Raw genomic sequence first — 24,903 nt, forward strand, 5'->3', positions numbered from 1 at the left:
AGTGCTTAACTGATACTTTGATCTTCGTAACGCCTTTTGGAGTCCAGTGCTTCACTTTCTGTTTCGTGTTCGCTTATCAGTGTGTCGGGTTTGGGATGGTCGGCCCGCAGCTCGTACCAAGTTTGCGTTTTACCTGGCTCACCCTTTTCAACCGGAACAATATAGGCACTGCGTGGGTAGGGAGGCTGACTCGGCATGTAAACTCCTTAGCGGATGATGAATACCTGAATGCTTCAGAGTTTAAGTATAGACAGTCAGCCGCCACGCTTCGCAAAGTCTGAGTCGGAAGCCTCTGAAAAGTAAAACGGGCCATCAAGGCCCGTTATCACACACCTTCTCGGCAGGCTGGCTTCAGCGTGCGACGGGAAGCGCCAGGGCATCAAGAATGGCGTCAACGACCAGGGCGGGGTCTTGCGCGCCATCAACGACAATGTGCGCCGCCGCCTGATACAGAGCTTCACGCTCATTCAACACTTCCTGCATCTCTTCGGTGATCGGTTTGCCGGTCAGCGTCGGACGCTGATCCTCCAGCGGGGACGCTTGCAGACGATGCGCAAGCGTTGAGGCTGGAGAACGCAGATAGATAACCGTTCCGCTGCGGCGCATAAAGTCACGGTTATGCTCCGCCAAAACCACGCCACCACCGGTCGCCACCACGGTCAGCGGCGAACTGATGCTTTCCAGCGCCTGAGTTTCACGACGGCGGAACCCTTCCCACCCTTCGCGCTCAACAATTTCAGCCACGCTGAGTCTGGAGGTTTGCAGCAGATAACTATCCGTATCGACAAATTTATAGCTCAGTGCAGTAGCCAGCGCACTGCCCACCGTGGTTTTACCTGCGCCGCGCGCGCCTATCATGAAAATGGGTTGAGTCATTAACGCTGTCCTTAATCCCCGGGAGCTTCGTTCATCCGCTGGATGACCAATCTAAGATTGTCTGATGAGTGTAAAACCGTCAAATCGTACTCGCAAAAGAGTACAACAAAAAAGCCTCATCAACAGGTCTATATTGCCCGCTGGTGAAGCCTTAAGTCAGTACTGCTTTGATACTAATAATAGTCTTACTTGAAGGCATCATACTGATAAATGCCGCAGGTGCAACGACTCCCCAGCCCCTGTAAAGAAGAAAGGCGGGCAGACCGTGATTTCAGAGTGGTTTACATACGTAGACCAGCGCGGGAGGAAAATTTTTCACCACGCGGACTTTTTGCCAGCTGAAGTAGCGTGACAACATTTTTTCAGAAAGGTGACTGTATTGAAACTGCACCATGACGCCGTTGTTTGCTTTCAATCTCTGTTGCGCTTTTTGCAAAATTCTCATGCTGATACGCGTTGGCATTGACAGTAATGGCAGGCAGGAAAAAATGGCATCGAAATCCCCATCCAGATGTTCGGCGGAATGCGCCATCACCTGCAGACGCGAATCATCAATTTGATTCAGCTTATGCACAAACCCGGATTGGATCTCAAACGCCTGGAGCTGGGCATCCACCCGCATATTATTGAGAATGCGCTTGGTCAGCACGCCGTCGGCGGAACCCAGTTCGGCAATCTTCAGTGATTTCGCCCAGTCAATCTGGCTCAGCATTGAGCGACATAACCAGGGAGAAGACGGTACCAGCGTGCCCATCGTGCGTGGTGACGAGATAAAATTCTGCAAGTAATAAAATTGATTCTGTAACGATACCCTGGTGTTTTTGATAGTCAGTCTTGTGGCATTTAGCATTTTTTATAACCCCTGGGGAAGTAGACCACTATCACATAGAAAAATTCTTAAGGAATAATTAATTAGCAGTATTATTTCCAAATCAAGGAGAGTTCACGCAACGAAATGAGAATATTCTCTTTTTCAGCACATTAAATTTATTCTTAGCCGGTGTTTTGTAAGAAAATATTGGCAGATTTAGATGAAGGGAAAAGAGATGATTTTTGCACAAATAAATAACCGGCTCAGATGACCTGATGCCGGTTATTTGTCTTGAGACGGAGAAGTGCCGGTTTCCCGGCAGCTTGACTTAACGATACAGTTCAACGCTGGCACGTTCGAGGCTGGAGTCGCCTGGGGTGCTCATGCCAATCACACGGTAGTGGTTGGCGCCTTTGTCAGTCGCTTCAGCATTCAGCTGTTCCTTAATGCTACCTGGCGCACCACTCATCTGACTGATAGAGACAACGCCCAGTGATTGATAATTACCGCTAGCGGCCTGTGCGGCGGTTATCTGAGTCGCTGCCAGAGCAGAGAAAGACGCGGTAGTAATAATGGCTGCTGCAAGAATCGGTAAGAGTTTCATAATGCACACCTTCTGCTGTTTTAATTACTGTTCTAAATAAATTAAGTTTGCGGATGTTTTCCGTTGAGTTAATTATCGGCCAGCCAATGCAAGAAGACGTAATGCGCAGTAAAGATGTTTAATCTTTGTGACGGAAATAAGGAGAGAGTGAAAGTAAAAATGTCAACACCAGGAAGAGGCTGGCAATTGAGGATATTTGATGGATTTTAAACGCGGATATTACAACCTGATCAGAAGATTCGCACAAATCGACGCCTGATAGCAATCACTGTTATGATTCTTTTTATTTACGACAAAACGGAGTTCGTTTATGGCTGGAACCAGCCTCCTGGCACTGATTGATGATATTGCATCAATTCTTGATGACGTTGCTGCGATGAGTAAAGTGGCGGCGAAGAAAACCGCGAGCGTACTGGGTGACGATCTGGCCCTGAATGCTCAGCAAGTCAGTGGCGTAAAAGCCGACCGTGAACTGCCGATCGTCTGGTCCGTTGCCAAAGGTTCTTTGATTAATAAAGCAATTTTAGTCCCACTGGCCCTGTTGATCAGCGCCTTTGCCCCATGGGCTATCACACCGCTGCTCATGATTGGTGGTGCTTATTTATGTTACGAGGGTTTCGAAAAGGTCGCGCATAAGCTTCTGCACGGCAAAAAAGAAGAGCATCACGAAAAACCGGATACCTCGAGCGAGGTGAAATCCGAGGCTGACGTGGCCAAAGTAGAGAAAGAGAAAATCAAAGGCGCAGTACGCACCGATTTTATTCTTTCCGCAGAGATCATTGTGATTTCGCTGGGCACCGTCGCTGCCGCACCATTCATGAGCCAGGTGACCGTCATGGTGCTGATTGCCGTGGCGATGACGCTCGGCGTTTACGGCCTGGTGGCGGCGATTGTCAAAATTGACGACGCCGGTTTATATCTGAGTAAATTGAACGGCGAAAGTGGTTTCATGAATGTTGTGCGCAGTTTTGGCGGGATGATCGTCAATGCCGCGCCATGGCTGATGAAAACCTTGTCCGTCGTCGGCACATTTGCCATGTTTCTGGTGGGTGGCAGCATCATCAGCCACGGCCTGCCGTTTATGCACAGCCTGATTGAAGTGCTCAATCATGGGCATCAGGGCTTTGTCAGCACGCTGATCACTGGCGCTACCGATCTGGTGGTTGGCCTGATTGTCGGGGCGCTGGTATTGGCCGTCGTGATGCTCGGGCAGAAGATCTTCAGCAAAAAATAACGGTTCAGGGCGCAGTATTCACCTTTTACTGCGCCCTGGCTCGCCGTCAGCGGTTGGTGGCCACGATCATCGCCAGATCGACAGTAAATGAGCCATCGGTCTGGATATCAAAGTGCTTAACGACGTCGTCCGGCATGACTTTTTGCAGCTCCCGAATCGCCACCACAAAATGTTCCGGGGTACGCATTCTCGCTACCCAACTGCTGAATTCCAGCACCAGACGCCCACTCGTCAACGCTTCTATCTGTAATCCTGCCTCCGTGAATAACCTCAGCCACTGGCCCGGTGCATAGTTGTGCACATGTGACGTATCACGCAGCTTTTCCACCGTTTGCAGATAGATATCCAGCAGCGGATGACCCGGTGAGGCGACATCCATCATGATCATTGTTCCGCCCGGCTTCAGCACGCGGCGAACTTCACGCAGCGCCTGACCGACATCATGCCAGTGATGCGCCGAATAGCGGCTGATGATCACATCAGCAAAGTTGTCGGCAAACGGCAGCGATTCCGCCACACCCTGTTGCACCGAGATATTGTTCAGGCCTTTGTCTTTCGCCGCCTGTGCCACCACCTCGAGCATCTGGGCTGACAGGTCATAGGCGATCACCTTGTGCACCACCGAGGCAGCGATAAAGCTGGCATGTCCTGCACCACAGCCTAAGTCAATAACCTGTGCTTCAGGATAAGACTGCAACAATGTCGCCAGCCGCTGTAAGTCGGCCCCCTGAGAGTGTACTGCGCTGGTCAGGTAATCCTGCGCTTGCGAACCGAACTGCTTTTCTACCGCCTGACTGTGACTGTTTTTGCTCTCCATTTTCTGCTCCTGTTATTGTGGTTTTTATAGGCTGACCCGTTGGCCGCAAAACTACTATAGGCAGCGTTATATACGAGTACAACATAAGCACTTATACTGGTATGAATAACACCCTGTCTAAGGTATCCAGTCTATGAACAGCACGGAATCCCTGAACGGCCCGAAAGCGCTGGGCGCCTTTTTACGCGCCCAGCGGGAACGCACAATGCCTCAGGACGTCGGCCTGCCTACATCGGCGCGCCGGCGAACCAGCGGATTACGCCGCGAAGAGTTGGCACAAATCAGCGGCATCAGCACCACCTGGTACACCTGGATTGAACAGGGCCGCGATGTGTCTATCTCCCCTGCCACCCTGGACCGCATGGCCGTCGCCCTGCGGCTTGAGGCAGCGGCACGCGAATATCTGTTCAGTTTAGCCGCAGTCAAAGATCCGCAGGCTCGGCTGGCCGCCGATGCCCCCGACGCACGGGTCAGCGCCTGCGTTAATCAGCTCACCTGCCCCGGTTATTTATTGGACAGCGCCTGGAACGTACTGACATGGAACCCACAGGCCGGGCAGCTTTTCTCCGGCTGGTTGGGGGTGGATCCACAGCCCAATTTACTGCGGTTTATGTTCCTGCATCCGCTGGCCCGCACGCTGGTGGTGGACTGGTCGGAGCGGGCGAAACGCGTGGTGGCAGAGTTTCGCGCAGAATCAGGTCATTTCGCTCAGTCCGACGCCATCCGCCAATGTGTGATGGCGTTACGCGAAGAGAGCGATGCCTTTAATCAGTGGTGGAATCAGCAAGATGTGCTGGGGCGTGAAGGCGGTGAACGGCGCTTTATGCACCCGACTCACGGCGAGGTGGTTTACCGTCAGCAAACCTTTTTCCCTGCCGGTCATGCGGAATTCAAGCTGGTAATGTTGGTCGAGCAGGTCTAATTGACAGAGTACCTGCGGATGTGTGAGGCTGAATTCGTTATCAAAATAACGACTTCTTTAACGCAGATGACAAGGAAACAATGATGATAATTCGTCAACTGTATCAGGACAGCGATACCGAGATCCGCATTGCCACTGAGCTGGAAGCCGGACTGCACCTGGAGGCGATCCGTGCTTCGGTGCAGGAGATCGGCCTCTGGGAAACCTGGTGTACCGAACAATACCGGTTGGAAGACAGCCGGAAGTACCTGATTGATTCAGAGCAAAAACGCCAACGCGGCGTCGAATTCAATTTTTTCCTGTTTGATCGCGCCAGCGGCCAGATGATTGGTTCTGTTGGCGTTAACCGCATCAATCAGGATTATAAGCTCGCCAACGTCGGTTACTGGATCCGCACCGGTTTCACCGGCCGGTCACTGGCACCGCTGGCGGTCCATGCTGTAGCACGCTTCGTCTTTGATGAACTGGCCCTGACGCGGCTGGAGATTGTCGCAATGGAAGGCAACCACCGTAGTTGCCGCGTGGCTGAAAAAGCCGGTGCCGTGTCCGAAGGTCTGCATCGCAACCGTCTTTATTATCGCGGAAAGCCGAGGAATGCCTGGGTATATTCACTTATCCCCGACGATCTACCGGCCTGATCCCCAAATCAGTTTCCAATCTCTCCCTACAAAATCTGGATAAGGCACTGAACATGACCTCTTCTACCCATATCGTCTCCACCGAGTGGCTGGCAAAAAACCTCAATTCACCGGACGTGGTGATCATTGACTGCCGAAAGTCAAAACCGGGTATCACTCCACCCATCGATTTCCACGGCAAATACCTCGAAGCGCATATTCCCGGCGCAATCTATGTTGAAGTCGATAATATTTCCGACTGCTCCACCGGGTTGCCACATATGATGCCAACGGCAGAAGAGTTCTCTGCCTCAATGAGCCGCCTCGGCGTTGCAGACGGTCAAACCGTGGTGCTTTATGACGAAGGCGATTTATTCTCTGCCCCGCGCGTCTGGTGGATGCTGACCAGTTTTGGCGCGAAAAGCGTACGGGTGTTGGACGGCGGTTTAAACGCATGGCTGGCCGAAGGCCGGCCGACAGAGAGCGGTGAAATTGTCCGCGTTCCCGCCACCTTCACGGCAAAACTGGTGCGCCCGGTGGTAGTCAGTGCTGAGCAGGTACAGGATTCTCTTGGCAAAGTGCAGATAATCGATGCTCGTTCTCTGGGCCGTTTCAAAGCCGAACAGCCTGAACCGCGCCCGCGCCTGCACGGTGGTCATATCCCCGGCAGTCTGAGCGTGCCCTTCACCGAACTGACGGAAAACGGCCACCTTAAATCGCCGCAGGCGTTAAAGGCGACTTTCGAAAGACTGGGCGTGGATTTGAATAAACCGGTGATCACCAGCTGCGGTTCCGGCGTTACCGCCGCTGCGCTGGCATTTGGACTGGATTCACTCGGTGTAAAAGAAGTGATGTTGTACGATGGCTCATGGGCCGAATGGGGCAATATCGACGAAGATTACCCGATAGAAACGCACTGACTCCCGCATTTTACAGCCCGGTGACGCCCCGTTGCCGGGCCTGTTCTTTCATCTGCTGAATCACCTGATACTCCTCACGCGGCAGCACGCTGAAATGGTGAATGAGCAGACGTTCGCACAGCGCCTCGTTGGGTGGATGAGCGACGGTTTCCAGCAAAGCCAGACGCAGCAGACTGAGGGTTTCAGGTGGCGTAGACGCCGACGCGATCAGCGGCAGCCCCGGTGCGGCGGCCGTTTCGCCAATGATACACAACCCCTCAAGTTCCTGTGGCTGATAGCGGCGCAGCAGCTCCAGCGTGACGCAATCAATAGCCGCGATATCCGCCTGACCTTGCCGGACAAGTTCCAGCGATTGCCGGTGTCCTCCACTTTCGACAGCCAGACCAAAGAACTGACCCTTTTCAGCCAAAGGCGCGACCAGCGCCCGCAAACTGTTGTATCCCGACTGCGAATCTGTGCTGTTAAACGCAGCCCTGCGCCCGCGAAAGTCACTCAGGCTGGCCAGCCTGTCTTCATCACGGACGACCAAAAAGCTGCGGTAATAAGGGCCGCTGCAACCCGGTGCGTCATAGCTGAAGGTACCGACCAGTTGCACCTGCGGCAAAAACTCGACCAGCGGAAATCCGCAGGTCTGGCTGAGGAGTAAATCCGGCTGTTGCCAGTGCGCAAGCAGTTCACCAGGCCAGTGCAATGCCAGGGGATAATCACGCTCACCGCTCAGTTGAATAAGCTGCTGGCGCAATGCCCGCCAGAACTGCTCGACATCGCCGGGCACGATGCCATACATCGGCAAAGAAATCAGCATTCACACCGTCCGCTCATTCACACCTCCCGATAAGTTGCTGCTGATAATCATAGCCGATGTACGGCGCGCCGCATCGGGTTCACCGGGTGCCAGCGGATGCACTTCCACCGCGAGCGGATTCAGCGCGTGGTCACTGAACCACTGCGCATACCCTTCAACCAGAAACCCTTCACTGCGCTGAATATAAGCTTCACGCTCAGCAAGATAGACTTTGCGCAAACCGAACCACGGCAGGCCGGGTAAGTCATGGTGAACCAAATGGTAATTCAGATTGAGGAACAGCAAGCGCCACCCCAGACCCGCTTCGTTAAGCGTTGAACGCGCTTGAGGTGCATCATGAGCGCGATGCTCAAAGAAAGAGCGCAGTTTGGTCAGGCTCAGCGCCGGATAACTCACCGCCAGCACAAAATAGAGCGGCGACAGCCCACGCTGTGACATCCAGTGAAACAGCCCGGCCAGCAGAACAGCATGAATCAGCCACATCAGTATGGTTTTGGGTTCGCCTCGTGCCACACTCAGCAATGCGCCTTTCATCGTGGCGCCGATATCCAGTAACGGGCCAATGATCATTCTTCCCGGCAAGGTATTACGCAGTTTAATCACCGCGATACACCAGACCGGAAATCTTTCCCAACGAGCACGGGTAAAGTAATAACCTTCCGGGTCATCCTCCGGTAACGTCAGGTGGTCATTACGGTGATGGCGCAGATGAGAATCGCGGTATAAACCGTACGGATACCACACCGCCAGCGGCAAGATACCGAAAAGCTGATTGAGCCACGCGTGGCGTGTCGGATGTCCATGGATCAGTTCATGTTGCAGCGACATATACCAGGTGGTGAAGAGAATAAGTAAAGGCGTTGCGGCCCAACTTCCCAGTGCCTGCCAGAAAAAAACCACGCCAAACCAGCCGCCATAGACCGTCACCATTAATAGCCAGGTCGGCAGTTCCAGACGCCACCACCAGACCTGAGAATGCCGGTGGATATCGGCCCGCTGGCGGGCATGCAGGTAATGAGCAGAAGAGGACATAAGGACACGCCTGAAGATAACATGGCGCAATTATCAGGTAGCGAAAAGAGTAAGTTAAATGACTAATAACGCATTGATAAGTGAATAAATTGCTAAGCAAGAAAGGGCAATAATGGCTTGTAGGGCGGGTTGAAATTAATACACTTCGCGCGTGTGCTCAGGATCTTTCTGTTCTGAGCATAAGTTTAGCAAGGCGCAGAAAGAGAAAAGCCCCGAATTGCTAATCACATATTAAACAAGAAGATACGGAGGTTGCGGCCACTCTGACTTACGAATCCAACAGGTAAGGCAACCCAATGGCGGGGTCATACCCGCCTTGGGTTGTTGTGCATCGATCCCTGAGCACCCATTCACTCCACTCAGCCTTGCAGATCTTTTTGCAGCGCCTGGGTAAACTGATCCATCGGGCAGAATCCTTGCTTATCGATCTCACAACCTGCAATTTGCAAGGTGACGCGCTGTGGCGGATTTTTCATGCTCAGCGGGGTGTTATTGCGGATCTGTTTTGCCGTCGGATAGACATATTCGATCTTCATCAGATCCTTGTTAGCTTTCTTATCATGCCAGCGCTGGAACACCACTGCGCCACTGATAGGCGTACGTTCGTACTGACCCGGCAAGGTGTAATCTTTGGTTTTCAGCGCCGCCAGCAAAGACGCAATGTTGGAGTCATGCCCGACCAGCAAGGCCAGTTTTGCCTGCTGTGCTGATTGCTGATCGGCAGATTTCGCGTCACTTTTATTCAGCGCGCCGGAAATAAAGGTCAGCAGAGGTTTTGCCGCATTGGCCGCAATGGCAGGCGAACCGAATAGCGTCTCGTGGTAGAGATTTTTGATGGTTTCCAGCTTCGTCCACTGCTCAGGCGTGGTGATCTGCCCCCAGGCGACATCTTTCAGCGGGAAGCCTTCGTAATACTGCAACATAAAGGCGTCAGTCGCGCCGGTCGCCATTCGCAAAGGCCCGGTAATGCCCGGTTCTTTACCCTGAACTAAAACCACGGCCGACGGCTGAGAAGCCAAATCGCACTGTTTATCCTGCTGACACAGTTTAGAATTCTGATAATCCATCACCTTTTGCAGCAGCAGGTAGTTCGGTTTCAGCCGCTGATTCAGCCCGTCAATCCCCCCCTCACCTGCATGTTGATTAATCGAATTCAGCGCATCCGTCTTAAACTTCTCGTTCACGTCTGCGGTAATAATCGGGTTGAACACCGGGTCCATTTTGCCAACGTCAACCCGGTTAACCACCGCCACATCACAGCCTGGGAATGCGCCAGTGACGAAGTGCTTTGCGGTGTCAATCGTACGCGGCAGGCTGTTTGCGTAAGCAAAAACCTGGCCGCCCGTAGGACATTGTGCCGCAGGCAGCAACTGACTTTTCGCCAGCCAGGCGCGGAAATACTGGCCCATATGCTCTTCAATTTCGCCGCCTTTCGGCGTCAGCAACCCACCTTCTGTCTGCCATTTTGGCCAGGTATGGGGTGTCGATTCCGCCAGCACGTCACCGTAATTGACCAGCGGTGCGCGGATCCCGTGGCGGCTCATCACCAGCACCTGTTGCAGTTCAAGAGAGGTGTTGGCAGCAAAAGAAGGGGCGGACATTGGCAGCAGACAAGCTAGCGCCGTCAGTGCAAAAACGCGGGGTAATGTTTTCACGTGTTGTTCCTCGATGGTTTCCTTGGCAATAGATATCCACCTCTGGCTCAACCTTTTCAACAGATTGATTCCAGAGATGAATTTCCAGCATAGGCGAAAATGAGATAACAGAGAGGGATCAAGCTCACATCAAAACATTAACAATGACACTTTTATGACAGCACAGTCAGAACTGGTAACGCAGCCAGGCAAAAAACACATTCCCGTTATTGTAAGTGCCTGGAATATACGTGGCCTGAAAGCTCAGCTTGTCATAACTTATAGAGGCTAAAGGCAACACAATAGGTATGGGAATATAAGAATAATCGTCACGCGCGGTAACAGCGGCGGTGTACCCCAGCCCCAGTCGGAAATTTTTATCTTTAGCCGGTTGCCATATTTTTTCATAGCCATAGCCACCGATAGGCTCCCATTTATTATGGGAGTCCTTAAAAGCCATAAAATAAAGACCGTGCCAGTCGCCATTTTCATCATAGCGGGAAATACCATAACCCCCGCCCCAAGGGCGCTCATTATAATTGTCCGTTTTCGCCTTATCATAGGTCAGGCGGTTATGCCAGGTGATAACCGGCAAATAAATATTGTCATCCGGTGAGTTGTTCCAGGTTGTAGCGACGTCATGTGACCATGAGTCCCACCACCCCATAAAACCGGGTCTGGCTGGTGTTGAAGGTGTGGCCGTGCTGACGGAACTGGCGAAAGCAGGCATAACCAAAAAATGGGATAATATAAATACCCAGCAAATCTTCTTTTTAAAAAAAACCATTTAATATAAAGCTCCATTTGTTATGGAACCATTATATCAATTTTCACTTAAATAGGTTTTAAACATCATAGAGCCATTTTGTAAGGAAACGTTCAAGCCCTTATTATTTGGGGGATTTTCATTTATATATTGGGATAATTCTTAGTATTAACAGGACGGGGAATTAACGCCTTTATATATTCACTGCCGATTATTTTCAACTTATATACCGTCATCTGGACGTGATAAAAAAATCCAGAGCCAACCCGCGCTCTGGATTTTTTATCACTCAGCCAGACGATCAGCCAAGCTGTTTACGCGCATTGCGGAACATGCGCATCCACGGGCTGTCTTCGCCCCACTCTTCAGGATGCCAGGAGTTACTGACGGTACGGAAAACGCGCTCAGGGTGAGGCATCATCACAGTAACGCGGCCTGAAAGGTTGGTGACTGCGGTGATACCGTTAGGTGAACCGTTAGGGTTCGCCGGATAGTCTTCTGTCACGCGCCCATGATTATCCACGAAGCGCAAGGCGATCAGGTTGGCATGTTCAAGCTGAGACAGATGCACAGCATCACGCACTTCCATATGACCTTCGCCGTGTGATACCGCAATTGGCATACGCGACCCGACCATCCCCTGCATCAGCAGCGACGGACTGGCAGTCACTTCTACCAGGCTGAAACGCGCCTCAAAGCGATCGGACAGGTTACGCACAAAGCGCGGCCAGTGTTCTGCGCCCGGAATAAGCTCTTTCAGGTTGGACATCATCTGGCAACCATTGCACACGCCGAGTGCCAGCGTTTGCGGACGATGGAAGAAGTCTTCGAACTCATCACGCACGCGGTCATTAAACAGCACTGACTTCGCCCAGCCTTCGCCCGCGCCCAACACATCACCATAAGAGAAGCCACCGCACGCGACCAGCGTGTGGAACTCCTGCAAATCGCGACGACCGGCCAGCAGGTCACTCATATGAACGTCTACCGCATCAAAGCCCGCACGGTGGAAAGCTGCAGCCATTTCAATGTGAGAGTTAACCCCCTGTTCGCGCAGAACCGCCACTTTTGGACGCACACCTTTAACAATATAAGGCGCGGCCACATCATCGTCTGGCGCAAAGCTCAGTTTAACGTTCAGACCTGGATCACGATCGTGGGTCTTGGCTTCATGCTCCTGATCGGCGCATTCCGGGTTGTCGCGCAGACGCTGCATCTGCCAGGTGGTTTCAGCCCACCAGGTGCGCAACGTGGTACGGCTTTCGCTGTACACCGGTTTGTCACCCTGGGTGATGACAAAGCGATCGCCCGCTTCGGCACGCCCCAGATAATGGGTGCAGTCGCCCAATCCGAACGTCGCCAGTGTCTGCTCAACGCCCGCGCGATCTTCGGCACGTACCTGAATCACAGCGCCCAGCTCTTCATTGAACAGTGCGGCCAGCGTATCTTTGCCTAATGCCGCGATGTCCGCCGTCAGGCCGCAGTGGCCGGCAAACGCCATTTCGGCCAGCGTCACCAGCAAACCGCCATCAGAACGGTCGTGGTACGCCAGTAGTTTACGGTCCGCTACCAGCGCCTGCATGGCGTTGAAGAAGCCACCCAGTTGTTCTGCACTGCGCACGTCAGCCGGGATATTGCCCAGTTGGCGATAGACCTGTGCCAGCGCCGTAGCGCCTAATGCATTGTGACCGCAGCCGAGATCCACCAGCAATAATGCGGTGTCCCCCTTATCGGTGCGCAATTGCGGTGTCACCGTGCTGCGCACGTCTTCGACCCGGGCAAACGCGGTGATCACCAATGACAGTGGCGAGGTCATTTCACGCTGTTCCGTGCCTTCCTGCCAGCGGGTTTTCATCGACATAGAATCTTTGCCGACCGGAATAGTAATGCCCAGCGCAGGACAGAGTTCCTCACCCACGGCTTTCACCGCCGCATAGAGACCGGCATCTTCACCCGGATGACCGGCAGCAGACATCCAGTTCGCGGAAAGCTTCACCCGTTTCAGATCGCCGATTTCGACGGCAGCCAGGTTAGTCAGCGCTTCGCCCACAGCCATGCGGCCAGAGGCAGCGAAGTCCAGTAAAGCGATTGGCGCACGTTCGCCAAGCGACATGGCTTCGCCATGGTAGCTGTCGAGACTGGCGGTAGTCACCGCGCAGTCGGCTACCGGGATTTGCCACGGGCCGACCATCTGGTCGCGTGCAACCATGCCGGTCACGGTGCGGTCACCGATGGTGATCAGGAAGGTTTTTTCCGCCACGGCAGGCAGATGCATGACGCGTTTTACGGCTTCAGTGAGCTGAATATTTTCTGCATTCAGGCTATCACCCACGGCTTTCAGCGTGGTGACGTCGCGGGTCATCTTCGGCGTTTTACCCAGTAACACATCAAGTGGCATGTCGATGGGCTGATTGTTGAAATGGCTGTCCTCAAGGGAAAGGTGCAGCTCTTCGGTCGCTTCACCAATCACCGCATAAGGTGCGCGCTCACGTTGACAGATAGCGTCAAACTCAGCCAATTGAGCCGGAGAAACCGCCAGCACGTAACGCTCCTGCGACTCGTTACACCAGACTTCCAGCGGGCTCATGCCCGGCTCGTCGTTCAGAATGTCACGCAGCTGGAAACGGCCACCACGGTTACCGTCGCTCACCAGTTCAGGCATGGCGTTGGACAAACCGCCGGCGCCCACGTCATGAATAAACAGAATCGGGTTGGCTTCACCCCGCTCCCAGCAACGGTCGATCACTTCCTGGCAGCGGCGTTCCATTTCCGGGTTGTCGCGCTGTACGGAAGCGAAATCCAGATCGGCATCAGACTGGCCAGAGGCCATCGACGAAGCTGCCCCACCACCCAGACCGATATTCATCGCCGGGCCACCGAGGACAATCAGTTTCGCGCCAACCGTGATCTCGCCTTTCTGCACGTGATCGGCGCGGATATTGCCGATCCCCCCCGCCAGCATGATCGGCTTATGGTAACCACGCAGCTCAGGGCCATTGTGACTGTTGACGTTTTCTTCGTAAGTACGGAAGTAGCCCAGTAGCGCCGGACGCCCAAATTCATTGTTGAACGCCGCGCCGCCCAGCGGACCGTCGGTCATGATTTCAAGTGCGGTCACGATGCGATCCGGCTTGCCGAAGTTCTCTTCCCACGGTTGTTCAAAACCGGGGATACGCAGGTTCGATACGGAGAAACCGACCAGACCGGCTTTCGGTTTGGCGCCACGCCCGGTGGCGCCTTCGTCACGGATTTCGCCGCCTGAACCGGTAGCGGCACCCGGCCACGGAGAAATAGCCGTTGGGTGGTTATGAGTTTCTACTTTCATCAGGATATGTGCCTGTTCCTGATGGAAGTCATACAAACCATCAGCCGCATTGGCATAAAAGCGCCCTACCTGCGAACCTTCCATCACGGCGGCGTTGTCTTTATAGGCCGAAAGCACGTGATCTGGCGTATGTTCAAAGGTGTTTTTAATCATCTTGAACAACGACTTTGGCTGTTCCTGACCGTCGATTATCCAGTCAGCGTTGAAAATTTTATGGCGGCAGTGCTCGGAATTCGCCTGCGCAAACATGTACAACTCAATGTCGGTCGGGTTGCGCCCCAGCGACGTAAAAGCGTCCATCAGATAGTCGATTTCGTCCTGGGCAAGCGCCAGCCCCAGTTTGATATTGGCGGCTGCCAGTGCGCCGCGGCCTTCGCCGAGAATATCGACGTGCTGCACCGGAGCGGGCTGATGGTGAGCAAACAGCGCCTGTGCCTCTTCGAGGCTTTCAAATAGGGTTTCCATCATGCGGTCGTGCAACAACGCACCTAACAGCGCCCACTGCTCGTCGGTCAGCGTCGGGGCCTGAACGTAGAACGCCAAACCGCGCTCAAGACGCAATACCTGAGACAAACCGCAGTTGTGCGCAATGTCAGTGGCTTTGGAAGACCAGGGAGAAATCGTGCCCGGACGCGGGGTAACCAGCAATAAGCGACCTGCGGGAGCGTGTGCGGCGAGAGAGGGGCCGTATTTGAGAAGGCGTTGTAACTTGGTTTGTTCGTCCGGGTTCAGCGGTGCGCTGACGTCGGCAAAGTGTACATATTCGGCGTAAATATCACTGACTGGAAGGCGGATATCCTGACAGCGGGACAATAACTTGTTAATGCGAAAAGCCGACAAAGCGGGCGAACCACGCAGTATTTCCATAATCACAGATCTCTCGTCTTCGAAGCAACTGACCGCAGTGCTTCATTGGGCGCAACAGGGGGAAAACGCGGGCTATTATAAAGAAAGCCAGAGCCAGACGAAACCGTTTGCGCAGTGAATATTCATATTAACTATAAGACTCACTTTACGCATGGCTATTGTGAATAAAGTTGCAGACTGCCGTTTTGTTGAGCAAAATGCGTCGACACTGGGAATATAACCATAGTAATGACAGAGCATAAGCTCATTAAAATAATAGCGCCGCAGAGAGATAACTATTTGACGCGCATAAAATTAAACTACTTTCTGGTCGGTCTTGCGGCCCTGTTGCTGGCGTTGGCTCTATGGCCAACTATCCCATGGCATCGGGGTGAAGGCGACCAGTTGGCACAGATAAAATCCCGTGGAGAATTACGCGTGAGTACGCTTAATTCTCCACTGACTTTTTTCAGCAGCCCCGATGGCAACCTCGGATTCGACTACGAATTGGCCAAGCGCTTTGCAGATTACCTTGGCGTGACGCTGGTGATGTCGCCACATAACAACGTTAATGCGATCTTCAACGACCTGGACAACAACAAAGCCGACATTCTGGCGTCTGGCCTTATCTACAATGCTGAGCGCCTGAAAAACTACCGCACCGGGCCAGAATACTACTCCGTGGCACAACAGCTGTTGTATCGCCAGGGATCTACGCGTCCAAAAACCCTGGCTGACGTCAAAGGAGAGTTGCTGGTCTCTTCCGGCACTGCCCACGTTGTTGCGCTGCAGGCGGCGAGTAAAAAATTCCCTGATTTACAGTGGAGCGAAACCGATAAGCTCTCGCCGCGTGATTTATTGCAGCAAGTCGCCGAAGGCAAACTGGATTACACATTGGGTGATTCCGTCACCGTGGCGCTAATGCAGCGCGTCTACCCGCGATTAGCCGTGGCGTTTAACGTCACCGCCGATGAGCCAGTGACCTGGTATTTCAGTAAAAAAACCGACGATGACAGCCTCTATGCCGCCATGCTGGACTTTTTCAGTCAGATTTCAGAAGACGGTACGCTGGAAAAACTGGAGGAGAAATACCTCGGGCACGTCGGCGAATTCGATTATGTGGATACACGGACTTTCTTGAAAGCCATCGACACCACCCTGCCAGCGCTGCAGCCGCTGTTTGAAAAATATGCCGTTGATATCGACTGGCGCCTTTTGGCAGCCATTTCCTATCAGGAATCACATTGGGATCCGCTGGCGAAATCCCCCACAGGGGTGCGCGGGATGATGATGCTGACCCGTGCGACAGCGTCAGGCCTGGATGTTGATGACCGCACCGACGCCGAACAAAGTATTCAGGGAGGTGCTATCTATCTGTCACGCCTGATGGAAAAAATGCCCCCTACCATCCCGCAGGATGAACGGATCTGGTTCGCCCTGGCGGCTTACAATATGGGGTATGGTCATATGCTGGATGCACGGAAGTTGACGGCAGATCAGAAAGGCAATCCTGACAGCTGGCTGGATGTGAAGCAACGTTTGCCGATGCTCAACCAAAAGCGCTATTTCAGCCGCACCACCTACGGCTATGCACGAGGTACGCAGGCCTACAAATATGTCGAAAACATCCGTCGCTATCAGTTGAGTCTGGTGGGTTATCTGATGGAAAAAGAGAAAAAACAGGCGCAGGAAGCGGCGTTGCAGGCTCAGTTGGGTTCCGGGTATCCGGCGGTGGATGCGGCGCAGGCTTTGGCTCCTGCACCATAAAATCAGGCCGGGTCGGCTGGCCCTGCTGCTTCGCGCTGCGCCAGTTTAAGGGCTTTGTGCTGACTGCGACGCTGGCGGAAAAAGGCGCTCAGCATCGCCGAGCAATCGTCCGCCAGAATACCTGAAATAACCTGCACCTGATGGTTCATCCCCGGATGGCCTAAAATATCCAGCAGTGACCCTGCCGCACCGGTTTTATGATCCGCTGCGCCGTAAACAACCCGCCGAATGCGGCCGTGGATCATCGCCCCGGCACACATCACGCAGGGTTCCAGCGTGACGTATAAAGTGGCATCTAGCAGACGGTAATTCTGAACGTTTTGCCCGCCCTGCCTCAGCGCCATGATTTCAGCATGGGCGGTGGGATCATGGTGACCAATAAGTCGGTTCCAGCCCTCGCCAATCACCTGGTTGTCTAACACCAGCACAGCCCCAACGGGCACTTCGCCCTCATCCTGCGCCTTAAGGGCCAGATTCAATGCGTAGCGCATCCAATCTTCATCGCTGTATTGCTCTGTCACTCTCACCTCATCCCGATCTCTGCGGTGGTCATTATACCGAAGGGAACCGGGGCAACCAATGCGTTGAATAGCCGTAAAAAAAGAATTCGACCGGATCTTATTTACTCAAGCTGCTGCAATTCACCGTGTTTACTGACGCGAAAGCGGTGCTCACAAAAGAACAACAACGGGTTGTCCTGTTTGCTGTCGCTGTAGCCGCTGTAGAGTTTCAATGGGGAACCGATGCGTTGTTCGAGCTGCGCCACTTTCTCCTCGCCGAGACAGCGTAAGGGCAGAACCCAGCCGCCTTTGCCTCTTGCCATACGGCTTCCCACCAGGCGTACCCGCGGCAGGAAAGGCGATGTGTTATACACCTGCTGCACCAGATTTTCCGGCGAGCCGGTGATCAGCCAGACTTCGGCATCGTGGTTTTCAATGTAGTCACGTAAACGCATCTGCACTACGGGAAAGACCACCACTTTCTGGCGAAACCAGTTCACAAAACGCAGTTCGAGATCTTTAAGTTTGGCTTCGCGGTGACCAAAGGTGATTGACCACAACAATAAACTCATCGGCCAGCGCGTCGCCCGCCCCTGCACCAGCATACCAAGACCCACGACGGGCAACAGCGGCACCACCAGCAGCAGGTTTTGTGGCATCCGCCACAACAGAAACCGCATAAAAGTGCCGAACATATCCTGCTGATGAAGCGTGCCATCCAGGTCAAAAAATACTACTCGTCGATCCGCCTTCGCGCTCAATGCGTTACTCCTCGGGATCGTTGAACCCCATCATCCAGGTGAAAATAAATCCGGCTAATACGGTAATCAATATCCCCGCCAGGTACAACATCACTTTTCCAGAGACAATGGTCAACGCCAGCGGCAAACCGGAGATGCCAAAAGTGATCACCGTGGCGACTTTCCAGTAACAGATTAGCGCACCACCGACTGCGCCGCCTAAACAGGCGCCGATAAATGGCCGGCCAAGAGGCAGCGTCACACCGAAAATCAGCGGCTCACCGATGCCGAGGATCCCCACCGGCAGCGCACCTTTAATCACTTTTTTCAGCCGCGGATTGCGGGTTTTCATATAGACGGCAATGGCCGCGCCCACCTGCCCAACACCAGCCATGGCTAAAATAGGCAACAGCGGATTAGAACCGTGGGCCTGAATCAGTTCGACGTGAATCGGCACCAACCCCTGATGCAGACCGGAGAGGACCAGCGGCAGGAAGAACCCAGCCAGCACCGCCCCCACCACTAAACCGCCTTTATCAATCGCCATATTGACGCCGTGCGCGATGGCATCTGAGATTACGCCACCTAGCGGCTGAAGGATCACAATCGCCAGCGTGGCCGTAATCAGCGTGGTGATCAGCGGATTAAGTATCAGCTCAACGGATTCCGGTAGCCACTGGCGCAGGCGTTTTTCCAGCCAGCACATCAAAGCCACCACGAATAATACGGCGATAACCCCGCCGCGCCCCGGCTGTAACGTCTCACCAAACAGGGTAATTTGCGCCAACGCCGGGCTGGAGAGGATACCGGCCATCACGCCCCCCATGGCCTGAGAGCCGCCAAATACTCGGGCGGCGTTCACGCCGACCAGAATATTCATAATGGCAAATACGGCACCGCCGAAGATCGCCAGCAAGCCCAGAATATTGGGGTAATCGAGTGCCAGTGAACCGGCGATATCCGGCCGCTTGAGCAAATTGATGATGCCCATGATCAGGCCCGAGGCGATAAACGCCGGGATCAGCGGAATAAACACATTGGCGAGTTGGCGCAGCGCCCCGCTCATCGGGGCGGAATATTTTGCTTTGGCCCGAGCCTTATTACGTGAAACGGTATCTTGTGCTGGAGCACTTTCTCCCCCCACCAGCAGCGCACGCATGGCATCCACGACTTTGGCCGCCGCTCCGGGGCCAACAATGAACTGATGCTGTTCACCTTGCTTGATATAGCCCTTGATGCCGGTCAGCGTTTTAATGTCGGTGAGATCAAGCTGCTGCTCGTCGTGGACTTCAACCCGCACGCGGGTCATGCAGTTTTCCAGCTTGCTGATGTTCGCCTCTCCGCCCACTCGTTGCAGGATTTGCGATGCCAGAAGTTGCGTTTTATCCATTGCCGTCGCCATACCCTTCCCCTTAATCAGTCTGAATGCATCAACCCGCCAGAGCGGCGCGCAGGAAGCCGTGATGTGTTGCCAGGCGCTGAATGGCCTCTTCGGCACTGATTTGACTTAGCAGCATCAGGATCGCCGGCTTAACTTCAAATTCAGTTTGCGCCAGTGCCGCTTCGGCATCGGCGCGCGCGGCACCGGTGGCCTCAACCACGATGCGGCAGGCGCGGTCCACCAGTTTGACGTTGGTGGCTTTCACATTGACCATCAGGTTCTGATACACCTTGCCGGTTTTCACCATCGCACCGGTGGAGATCATATTGAGCACCAGCTTTTGCGCGGTGCCGGATTTCATGCGGGTTGAGCCGGTCAGCGCTTCAGGCCCAACCACCGGAGAGATCGCCACTTTCGCTTCATGTGCAATGGGTGAGTCCGGGTTACAAGAGATAGCCACCGTCGCACAGCCAAGCTGGCTGGCATAACGCAGGGCACCGATGACATAAGGTGTGCGCCCCGATGCCGCGAGGCCGACTACAGTGTCGGCAGCGGTGAGTTTAATATTCTGCAAATCTTCAACGCCCAACGCTTCACTGTCTTCAGCCCCTTCGACGGCTTTGAGCAAAGCACCTGGACCACCGGCAATCAGACCAATAACCCTTCCGTGCGGGACACCAAAGGTTGGCGGGCATTCAGAGGCATCCAGTACGCCTAGTCGCCCGCTGGTACCGGCTCCCAGATAAATCAAACGGCCACCGGCGTTGAAAGAGGCCGCCGCCATATCGACGGCCTGCGCCACTTGCGGCAAAACCACGCGTATAGCCTCGGGGACTTTGCTGTCTTCATGATTAAAAACAGCCACCATATCGAGCGTCGACATTTCGTCGAGGCCCATTGTTGCCGGATTACGGCTTTCGGAAACCAGAGCGCCTAAATTCATAACATTACCTCGTGAATTTTTAATTCAAAAATATTAATCGATATTTGAATATTTTATTCTTAAAGGCGAGCAATATTTGCTACTTTAGATAACATAATTCTTAAATCGTGATGACGGTAGAGTCGCCATGGCAAGGGGTTCGAACAATGAGCAGCATGATCCGTATCCGCCAAATCTATCCGGCGTTGGCACAAAATGATCGCAAACTGGCGGATTTCCTGCTTGAACAGCCGGAACAGGCCAGGCATCTGAGCTCGCAAAAATTGGCTGAGCTGGTGGGGGTCAGCCAGTCCGGCGTGGTGAAATTCGCGCAAAAACTGGGGTACAAAGGTTTCCCCGCATTAAAGCTGGCTATGAGCGAAGCGCTGGCGCAGCCACAAACTGAGCTGGCGGTGACGGTGCATAATCAGATTATCAGCACCGACAGTTTGCAGGTGGTAGGCGAGAAGTTACTGGCCGAGAAGCAGTCCGCTCTGCGCGCGACCCTGGATATCAACAGTGAGCAGCGGCTGCAACAAGCCCTGGCGATGCTGGTCGGTGCACGAAAGATAGTCCTGACCGGGATTGGTGCATCCGGGCTGGTGGCAAAAGATTTGGCGTATAAACTGCTTAAAATTGGTCTGACGGCTATCGCGGAGTCGGATACGCATGTGCTGCTGGCGACCGCTCAGGCGTTGTCAGAAACAGACTTACTGTTGGCCATTTCTTCCAGTGGTGAAAGGCGGGAGATTAATCTGGCGGCGGATGTCGCACGTCAAAGCGGCGCAAAAGTGCTGGCGCTGACCGGGTTTTCACCCAATTCGCTTCAGCAGCAGGCCGACCATTGTCTTTATACCGTGGCAGTGCTGCCCGCAACCCGGGGCGCGGCAGTGTCAGCCACCACGGCGCAATACTCCCTCACCGATCTGCTGTTTATGGCCCTTATTCAGCAGGATACCGCTCATGCGCCGGAAAGAATCAAACATAGCGAAGAGTTGGTGAAAAAGCTGGTTTGATCCGGATCATTTCAGGGAGGAATAGGCAATGCGCAAAGGCGCTGCGGCAGTCAAATCTGCTATACTGCGCGCCCGGATTATTGCTGACACGAGAGAAATTATGGCCCTGCTTATCACACACAAATGCATCAATTGCGACATGTGCGAACATTCATATAAATCCAATTAATTAAATTAACGTGTTACTTTTCGCGTAACTTAAATCCTCCATATTTTTCCATTATCTCTCCTTCGCAACACAAAAACACCTTAATAAGAACGCTGCACCACGTCGCAATCTTTGAATTGTTACAATAAACCATGAGATTTATAAGGTTAATTATTTAAACTCGTCTTTAACTCAAATTTACGCCATAGGAGGCATTATGAGTTGGAACAGAGACACTGCAGTTTCACACATCAGATTGCGCGCGGGGGCAACTTCTCATCATCGATGCGCGGAGTTCACCGGTGCAGCCATTAGGGCTGGAGGCGTTGATCTTGGCTATGAAAGGGATGCAAAAAACTATGGCCGTCCGCTCGAGCGGGCTGGTTTTCATGAAGTTCCGGCTGGCTCAACATTACAAGCTGGAGACGTCGCAGTTATCCAGCCTTATCCTGGCGGGAATCCGTCTAGTCATATGACGATGTACGATGGAACAACTTGGTATTCAGATTTCAGGCAAAGAAGCATGTATCCGGGTGATGGATACAGAAACTTCCATCCGTCTTATAAAATTTACAGGAAAAACTGATGCGCATACTCATTCTGCTGGCCATCGGCCTGTTAGCGGCGTGCAGTTCTGGAGAGTCAGAAAATCAGCAGGCTATTAAACAAGTGGCCGATTTTTATGAATTTTATTTGCCAACTTTTGCTGGTGATCCGCCTTCAAATGATTCGGTGCAGATGCGGTGCTATGTATCTGCTGAAACACTCAGACAATTTGCAGTGATCGACAAAATCCCGGAACAAGAAATTCTTGGTTCTGATTACTTCACGTATACGCAAGATTACGATCAGGCGTGGATACCAGCGTTAAAAGTTGGGCCTGCACATGATCTAATGGGCGGTAAAGTCGTAGATGTTTCATTAGGTATAGAAGAAGGGAAGCATAAGCAACTTGAGGCTTATGTGAGGAAAGAAGCTGGGGCCTGGAAGATATACCGCGTTCGCGATATTTCGAATAACTATGAGGCTCCAATTTTCGATGCGGGTCGGATTAAGCGCGGTTGGTGATTTAACTTTGCGGCGTAAATGGGGCTCAAATAATATTTATTCGAACTCCATATTGATTGTGCCCCCTGGACACCAAGCTCAATATCAAACTTTGCTATGTACCACTCCTGATCTTCCGTGTCGCCAAAGCCTTGCGTTGCTACCAGGCACTGGACGGTTAGTGTCATGAGCTCAGGTAAAGTAATCAACGTAACGCTCATCCCCTTTAATTTCTTTTTGCTGCTTGTCGTAAAGCTACCTGCTATTTCTTGCGCATGGGCTAAGTTATCTTCGGGCCAGTACGCAGGTAGCTTTCTTTTCGTACTTTGATCTACGGGGTTGATCGATGTGTGCCGGAATGATTTTAGCCGCCGCACATGCGCGCCTCGGTGCAGGGTGGCTTACATGACTCTCAGCGTTCAGATGCGGCTATAAAATCGGCGTTATTGGGGTCAATTGGCTTTTGTGTTACAGTGCTCGGCATTAATATTTCCTTGCATCAGAGCCACCAGCGCATAAGCACACACATGCGGATAAAATGGCGCTCAGAAAAAGGCATATGTTGCCATTCCGTGTTACCGAGCAAGGTTTTATAACGTATTTAACGGTTGTTTTGCATCCGCATGGTGCGCAATGGCACTCAATGCGAAAGCACCATAAATACATGATATAACAGGATTTAATGGGTAAGTTATTGAAATGGCTCTATTGATTACTAAAAAATGCATCAATTGCGACATGTGCGAGCCGGAGTGTCCGAACCAAGCCATCTCGATGGGCGATGAGATTTACGAAATTGACAGCGACCGCTGTACCGAATGCATCGGCCACTATGATAAACCGACCTGCCAGAGCGTCTGCCCGATCGATAACACTATCATCATCGATCCCGCGCACAGCGAAACCAACGAACAGCTGTGGGATAAGTTTGTGGAATTACATCACGCTGTTTAGCTTAACAACGTGATGTAACGGATCAACTCTCTATGATGACCGTCGCGCACGCATAACGCCGTTCGTCGGCCAGCGTAACGTGTACCGCTTTGACCCCTAACTCTGCCGCCATTTCCGCTGCACGGTCGTGAAATATCAACCCCGGTTTCCCCAGCAGATCGTTGACCACTTCAAATTGTTCAAACGCCAGACCGTTGCGAATCCCGGTTCCCAACGCCTTGGCCGCAGCCTCTTTTACCGCAAAGCGCTTGGCCAGAAAACGCACCGGTTGCTGATGGTTCTGATAAAGCAGCCACTCGTTGTCACAGAGAATGCGCTTCGCCAAACGGTCACCGCTGCGCTCAACCACGGCTTCGATACGGGTGATCTCTACAATGTCAGTGCCAAGCCCGAGGATAGCCATTACCGGCGTGCTTCACGCATCAGCACTTTCATTTCGCGCACCGCACCTGACAGACCATCCATCACTGCCTGGCCGATGATAGCGTGGCCGATGTTCAATTCATGCATTTCCGGTAACGCGGCAATTGGCTGCACATTGTGATAGGTCAGGCCATGACCGGCGTTCACCTTTAGCCCCTTGCCCGCAGCATAAGCGGCTGCCTGTTTAATGCGCTCGAGTTCAGCACGGCGTTCAAGATCATTTTTCGCATCGGCATAGGCACCGGTGTGGATCTCAATGTAGGGTGCGCCGACAGCGACAGCTGCGTCGATCTGGCGCAGGTCAGCATCGATAAACAACGACACCAAGATGCCAGCTTCGGTTAAACGGGAGACGGCCACGGTCATTTTTTCTATCTGACCGGCAACATCCAGACCGCCTTCCGTGGTCACCTCTTCGCGTTTTTCAGGCACCAGACAGCAAAAATGTGGTTCGATTTCGCAGGCAATCCCCACCATTTCGTCGGTCACAGCCATCTCAAGATTCATGCGGGTCTGGATGGTCTGACGTAGCAAACGTACGTCGCGGTCGGTAATATGCCGGCGATCTTCACGCAGGTGCACGGTAATACCGTCAGCACCAGCCTGCTCGGCAATAAACGCAGCCTGAACCGGATCCGGGTAAGCCGTACCGCGCGCATTACGCAGTGTTGCGATGTGATCGATGTTAACGCCCAGCAGCAATTCAGCCATAACAGCTCCAGATTTTAGAATGGGTTGATTTAAGGATGGATCAAAAAAAGCGATTCCCGCAGTTTACACCTTACAGCGCACTGGG

The 24,903-nt window shown here is 53.1% G+C and carries 25 protein-coding genes; 9 read left to right on the plus strand and 16 right to left on the minus strand.

The genetic code is table 11. The annotated features are described in order from the left end of the window. Positions 1 to 5 precede the first annotated feature (5 nt). The 4 genes from EAH77_RS05205 to EAH77_RS05220 form a co-directional block, all read right to left on the minus strand. The gene (locus EAH77_RS05205; RefSeq protein WP_140470736.1) at positions 6 to 197 is read right to left on the minus strand and encodes a YaiA family protein; all 192 of its coding nucleotides are present in this window, start codon (positions 195 to 197) and stop codon (positions 6 to 8) included. Positions 198 to 351: 154 nt separating this feature from the next. Next, complete coding sequence (aroL, locus tag EAH77_RS05210) at positions 352 to 876, minus strand: shikimate kinase AroL (RefSeq protein WP_140470737.1); 525 nt, start codon at positions 874 to 876, stop codon at positions 352 to 354. Positions 877 to 1,147: 271 nt separating this feature from the next. Continuing rightward, positions 1,148 to 1,726 (minus strand): class I SAM-dependent methyltransferase, encoded by a 579-nt coding sequence (locus tag EAH77_RS05215; protein WP_140470738.1) that lies wholly within the window; start codon positions 1,724 to 1,726, stop codon positions 1,148 to 1,150. Between the two features lie 289 nt (positions 1,727 to 2,015). Beyond that, positions 2,016 to 2,291: a DUF1471 domain-containing protein gene (locus tag EAH77_RS05220; protein ID WP_140470739.1), complete on the minus strand. Its 276-nt coding sequence runs from the start codon at positions 2,289 to 2,291 to the stop codon at positions 2,016 to 2,018. A 310-nt stretch (positions 2,292 to 2,601) separates the two neighbouring features. On the opposite strand from EAH77_RS05220, the gene EAH77_RS05225 reads away from it, so the two are divergent. Beyond that, complete coding sequence (locus EAH77_RS05225; RefSeq protein ID WP_140470740.1) at positions 2,602 to 3,525, plus strand: DUF808 domain-containing protein; 924 nt, start codon at positions 2,602 to 2,604, stop codon at positions 3,523 to 3,525. A 46-nt stretch (positions 3,526 to 3,571) separates the two neighbouring features. On the opposite strand, the gene EAH77_RS05230 is transcribed toward EAH77_RS05225, so the two are convergent. After that, positions 3,572 to 4,342, minus strand: coding sequence for a class I SAM-dependent methyltransferase (locus EAH77_RS05230; protein WP_140470741.1), 771 nt, complete (start codon positions 4,340 to 4,342; stop codon positions 3,572 to 3,574). A 133-nt stretch (positions 4,343 to 4,475) separates the two neighbouring features. On the opposite strand from EAH77_RS05230, the gene EAH77_RS05235 reads away from it, so the two are divergent. The 3 genes from EAH77_RS05235 to sseA all read left to right on the plus strand — a co-directional run bounded on the left by EAH77_RS05235 (position 4,476) and on the right by sseA (position 6,801). Continuing rightward, positions 4,476 to 5,264, plus strand: coding sequence for a helix-turn-helix transcriptional regulator (locus EAH77_RS05235; protein ID WP_140470742.1), 789 nt, complete (start codon positions 4,476 to 4,478; stop codon positions 5,262 to 5,264). An 80-nt stretch (positions 5,265 to 5,344) separates the two neighbouring features. Continuing rightward, positions 5,345 to 5,902: a GNAT family N-acetyltransferase gene (locus EAH77_RS05240; protein ID WP_241673398.1), complete on the plus strand. Its 558-nt coding sequence runs from the start codon at positions 5,345 to 5,347 to the stop codon at positions 5,900 to 5,902. A gap of 53 nt (positions 5,903 to 5,955) precedes the next feature. Continuing rightward, entirely contained in the window at positions 5,956 to 6,801 is an 846-nt protein-coding gene (gene sseA / locus EAH77_RS05245) for a 3-mercaptopyruvate sulfurtransferase (protein WP_140470743.1), read from the plus strand. Between the two features lie 10 nt (positions 6,802 to 6,811). Here sseA and EAH77_RS05250 read toward each other — a convergent pair whose 3' ends face one another. The 5 genes from EAH77_RS05250 to purL all read right to left on the minus strand — a co-directional run bounded on the left by EAH77_RS05250 (position 6,812) and on the right by purL (position 15,233). Beyond that, positions 6,812 to 7,606 (minus strand): phosphate/phosphite/phosphonate ABC transporter substrate-binding protein, encoded by a 795-nt coding sequence (locus tag EAH77_RS05250; protein ID WP_140470744.1) that lies wholly within the window; start codon positions 7,604 to 7,606, stop codon positions 6,812 to 6,814. Next, positions 7,607 to 8,638 (minus strand): fatty acid desaturase, encoded by a 1,032-nt coding sequence (locus tag EAH77_RS05255; RefSeq protein ID WP_140470745.1) that lies wholly within the window; start codon positions 8,636 to 8,638, stop codon positions 7,607 to 7,609. Between the two features lie 359 nt (positions 8,639 to 8,997). Next, positions 8,998 to 10,293, minus strand: a complete 1,296-nt coding sequence (gene agp, locus EAH77_RS05260) for a bifunctional glucose-1-phosphatase/inositol phosphatase (RefSeq protein ID WP_140470746.1) — start codon at positions 10,291 to 10,293, stop codon at positions 8,998 to 9,000. Between the two features lie 166 nt (positions 10,294 to 10,459). Next, positions 10,460 to 11,059 (minus strand): lipid IV(A) palmitoyltransferase PagP, encoded by a 600-nt coding sequence (gene pagP / locus EAH77_RS05265; RefSeq protein WP_140470747.1) that lies wholly within the window; start codon positions 11,057 to 11,059, stop codon positions 10,460 to 10,462. Positions 11,060 to 11,339: 280 nt separating this feature from the next. Next, positions 11,340 to 15,233, minus strand: a complete 3,894-nt coding sequence (purL, locus tag EAH77_RS05270) for a phosphoribosylformylglycinamidine synthase (RefSeq protein ID WP_194150489.1) — start codon at positions 15,231 to 15,233, stop codon at positions 11,340 to 11,342. Between the two features lie 276 nt (positions 15,234 to 15,509). On the opposite strand from purL, the gene mltF reads away from it, so the two are divergent. Then, complete coding sequence (gene mltF, locus EAH77_RS05275; protein ID WP_140470749.1) at positions 15,510 to 16,976, plus strand: membrane-bound lytic murein transglycosylase MltF; 1,467 nt, start codon at positions 15,510 to 15,512, stop codon at positions 16,974 to 16,976. Between the two features lie 2 nt (positions 16,977 to 16,978). On the opposite strand, the gene tadA is transcribed toward mltF, so the two are convergent. The 4 genes from tadA to murQ all read right to left on the minus strand — a co-directional run bounded on the left by tadA (position 16,979) and on the right by murQ (position 20,540). Then, positions 16,979 to 17,497 carry a tRNA adenosine(34) deaminase TadA gene (tadA, locus tag EAH77_RS05280; protein ID WP_277752541.1) on the minus strand — a complete coding sequence of 173 codons (519 nt, stop codon included), beginning with the start codon at positions 17,495 to 17,497 and terminating at the stop codon, positions 16,979 to 16,981. 101 nt (positions 17,498 to 17,598) lie between these two features. Next, the gene (yfhb, locus tag EAH77_RS05285; protein ID WP_140470750.1) at positions 17,599 to 18,237 is read right to left on the minus strand and encodes a phosphatidylglycerophosphatase C; all 639 of its coding nucleotides are present in this window, start codon (positions 18,235 to 18,237) and stop codon (positions 17,599 to 17,601) included. A 4-nt stretch (positions 18,238 to 18,241) separates the two neighbouring features. Continuing rightward, on the minus strand, positions 18,242 to 19,606 hold the full coding sequence (locus tag EAH77_RS05290) for a PTS transporter subunit EIIC (protein WP_140470878.1): 1,365 nt from the start codon (positions 19,604 to 19,606) through the stop codon (positions 18,242 to 18,244). Between the two features lie 40 nt (positions 19,607 to 19,646). Continuing rightward, positions 19,647 to 20,540, minus strand: coding sequence for an N-acetylmuramic acid 6-phosphate etherase (gene murQ, locus EAH77_RS05295; RefSeq protein WP_140470751.1), 894 nt, complete (start codon positions 20,538 to 20,540; stop codon positions 19,647 to 19,649). 146 nt (positions 20,541 to 20,686) lie between these two features. Here murQ and EAH77_RS05300 point away from each other — a divergent pair, with 146 nt between their 5' ends. The 4 genes from EAH77_RS05300 (at position 20,687) to EAH77_RS05315 (ending at position 23,684) form a co-directional block, all read left to right on the plus strand. Continuing rightward, entirely contained in the window at positions 20,687 to 21,535 is an 849-nt protein-coding gene (locus EAH77_RS05300; RefSeq protein WP_140470752.1) for a MurR/RpiR family transcriptional regulator, read from the plus strand. Positions 21,536 to 21,900: 365 nt separating this feature from the next. Further along, positions 21,901 to 22,269 carry a hypothetical protein gene (locus tag EAH77_RS05305; protein ID WP_140470753.1) on the plus strand — a complete coding sequence of 123 codons (369 nt, stop codon included), beginning with the start codon at positions 21,901 to 21,903 and terminating at the stop codon, positions 22,267 to 22,269. Then, positions 22,269 to 22,751: a YbjP/YqhG family protein gene (locus tag EAH77_RS05310; RefSeq protein WP_140470754.1), complete on the plus strand. Its 483-nt coding sequence runs from the start codon at positions 22,269 to 22,271 to the stop codon at positions 22,749 to 22,751. Before EAH77_RS05305 ends, EAH77_RS05310 begins: the two co-directional genes overlap by 1 nt. Positions 22,752 to 23,429: 678 nt before the next feature. After that, on the plus strand, positions 23,430 to 23,684 hold the full coding sequence (locus EAH77_RS05315; protein ID WP_140470755.1) for a YfhL family 4Fe-4S dicluster ferredoxin: 255 nt from the start codon (positions 23,430 to 23,432) through the stop codon (positions 23,682 to 23,684). A 22-nt stretch (positions 23,685 to 23,706) separates the two neighbouring features. Here EAH77_RS05315 and acpS read toward each other — a convergent pair whose 3' ends face one another. Next, positions 23,707 to 24,087, minus strand: coding sequence for a holo-ACP synthase (gene acpS, locus EAH77_RS05320; protein ID WP_140470756.1), 381 nt, complete (start codon positions 24,085 to 24,087; stop codon positions 23,707 to 23,709). Then, positions 24,087 to 24,818 carry a pyridoxine 5'-phosphate synthase gene (pdxJ, locus tag EAH77_RS05325; protein ID WP_140470757.1) on the minus strand — a complete coding sequence of 244 codons (732 nt, stop codon included), beginning with the start codon at positions 24,816 to 24,818 and terminating at the stop codon, positions 24,087 to 24,089. The genes acpS and pdxJ overlap by 1 nt, the downstream gene beginning before the upstream one ends. Positions 24,819 to 24,903 lie beyond the last annotated feature (85 nt).

Source organism: Ewingella americana, assembly GCF_006438725.1.
Classification (GTDB): Bacteria; Pseudomonadota; Gammaproteobacteria; order Enterobacterales; family Enterobacteriaceae; genus Ewingella; species Ewingella americana_A.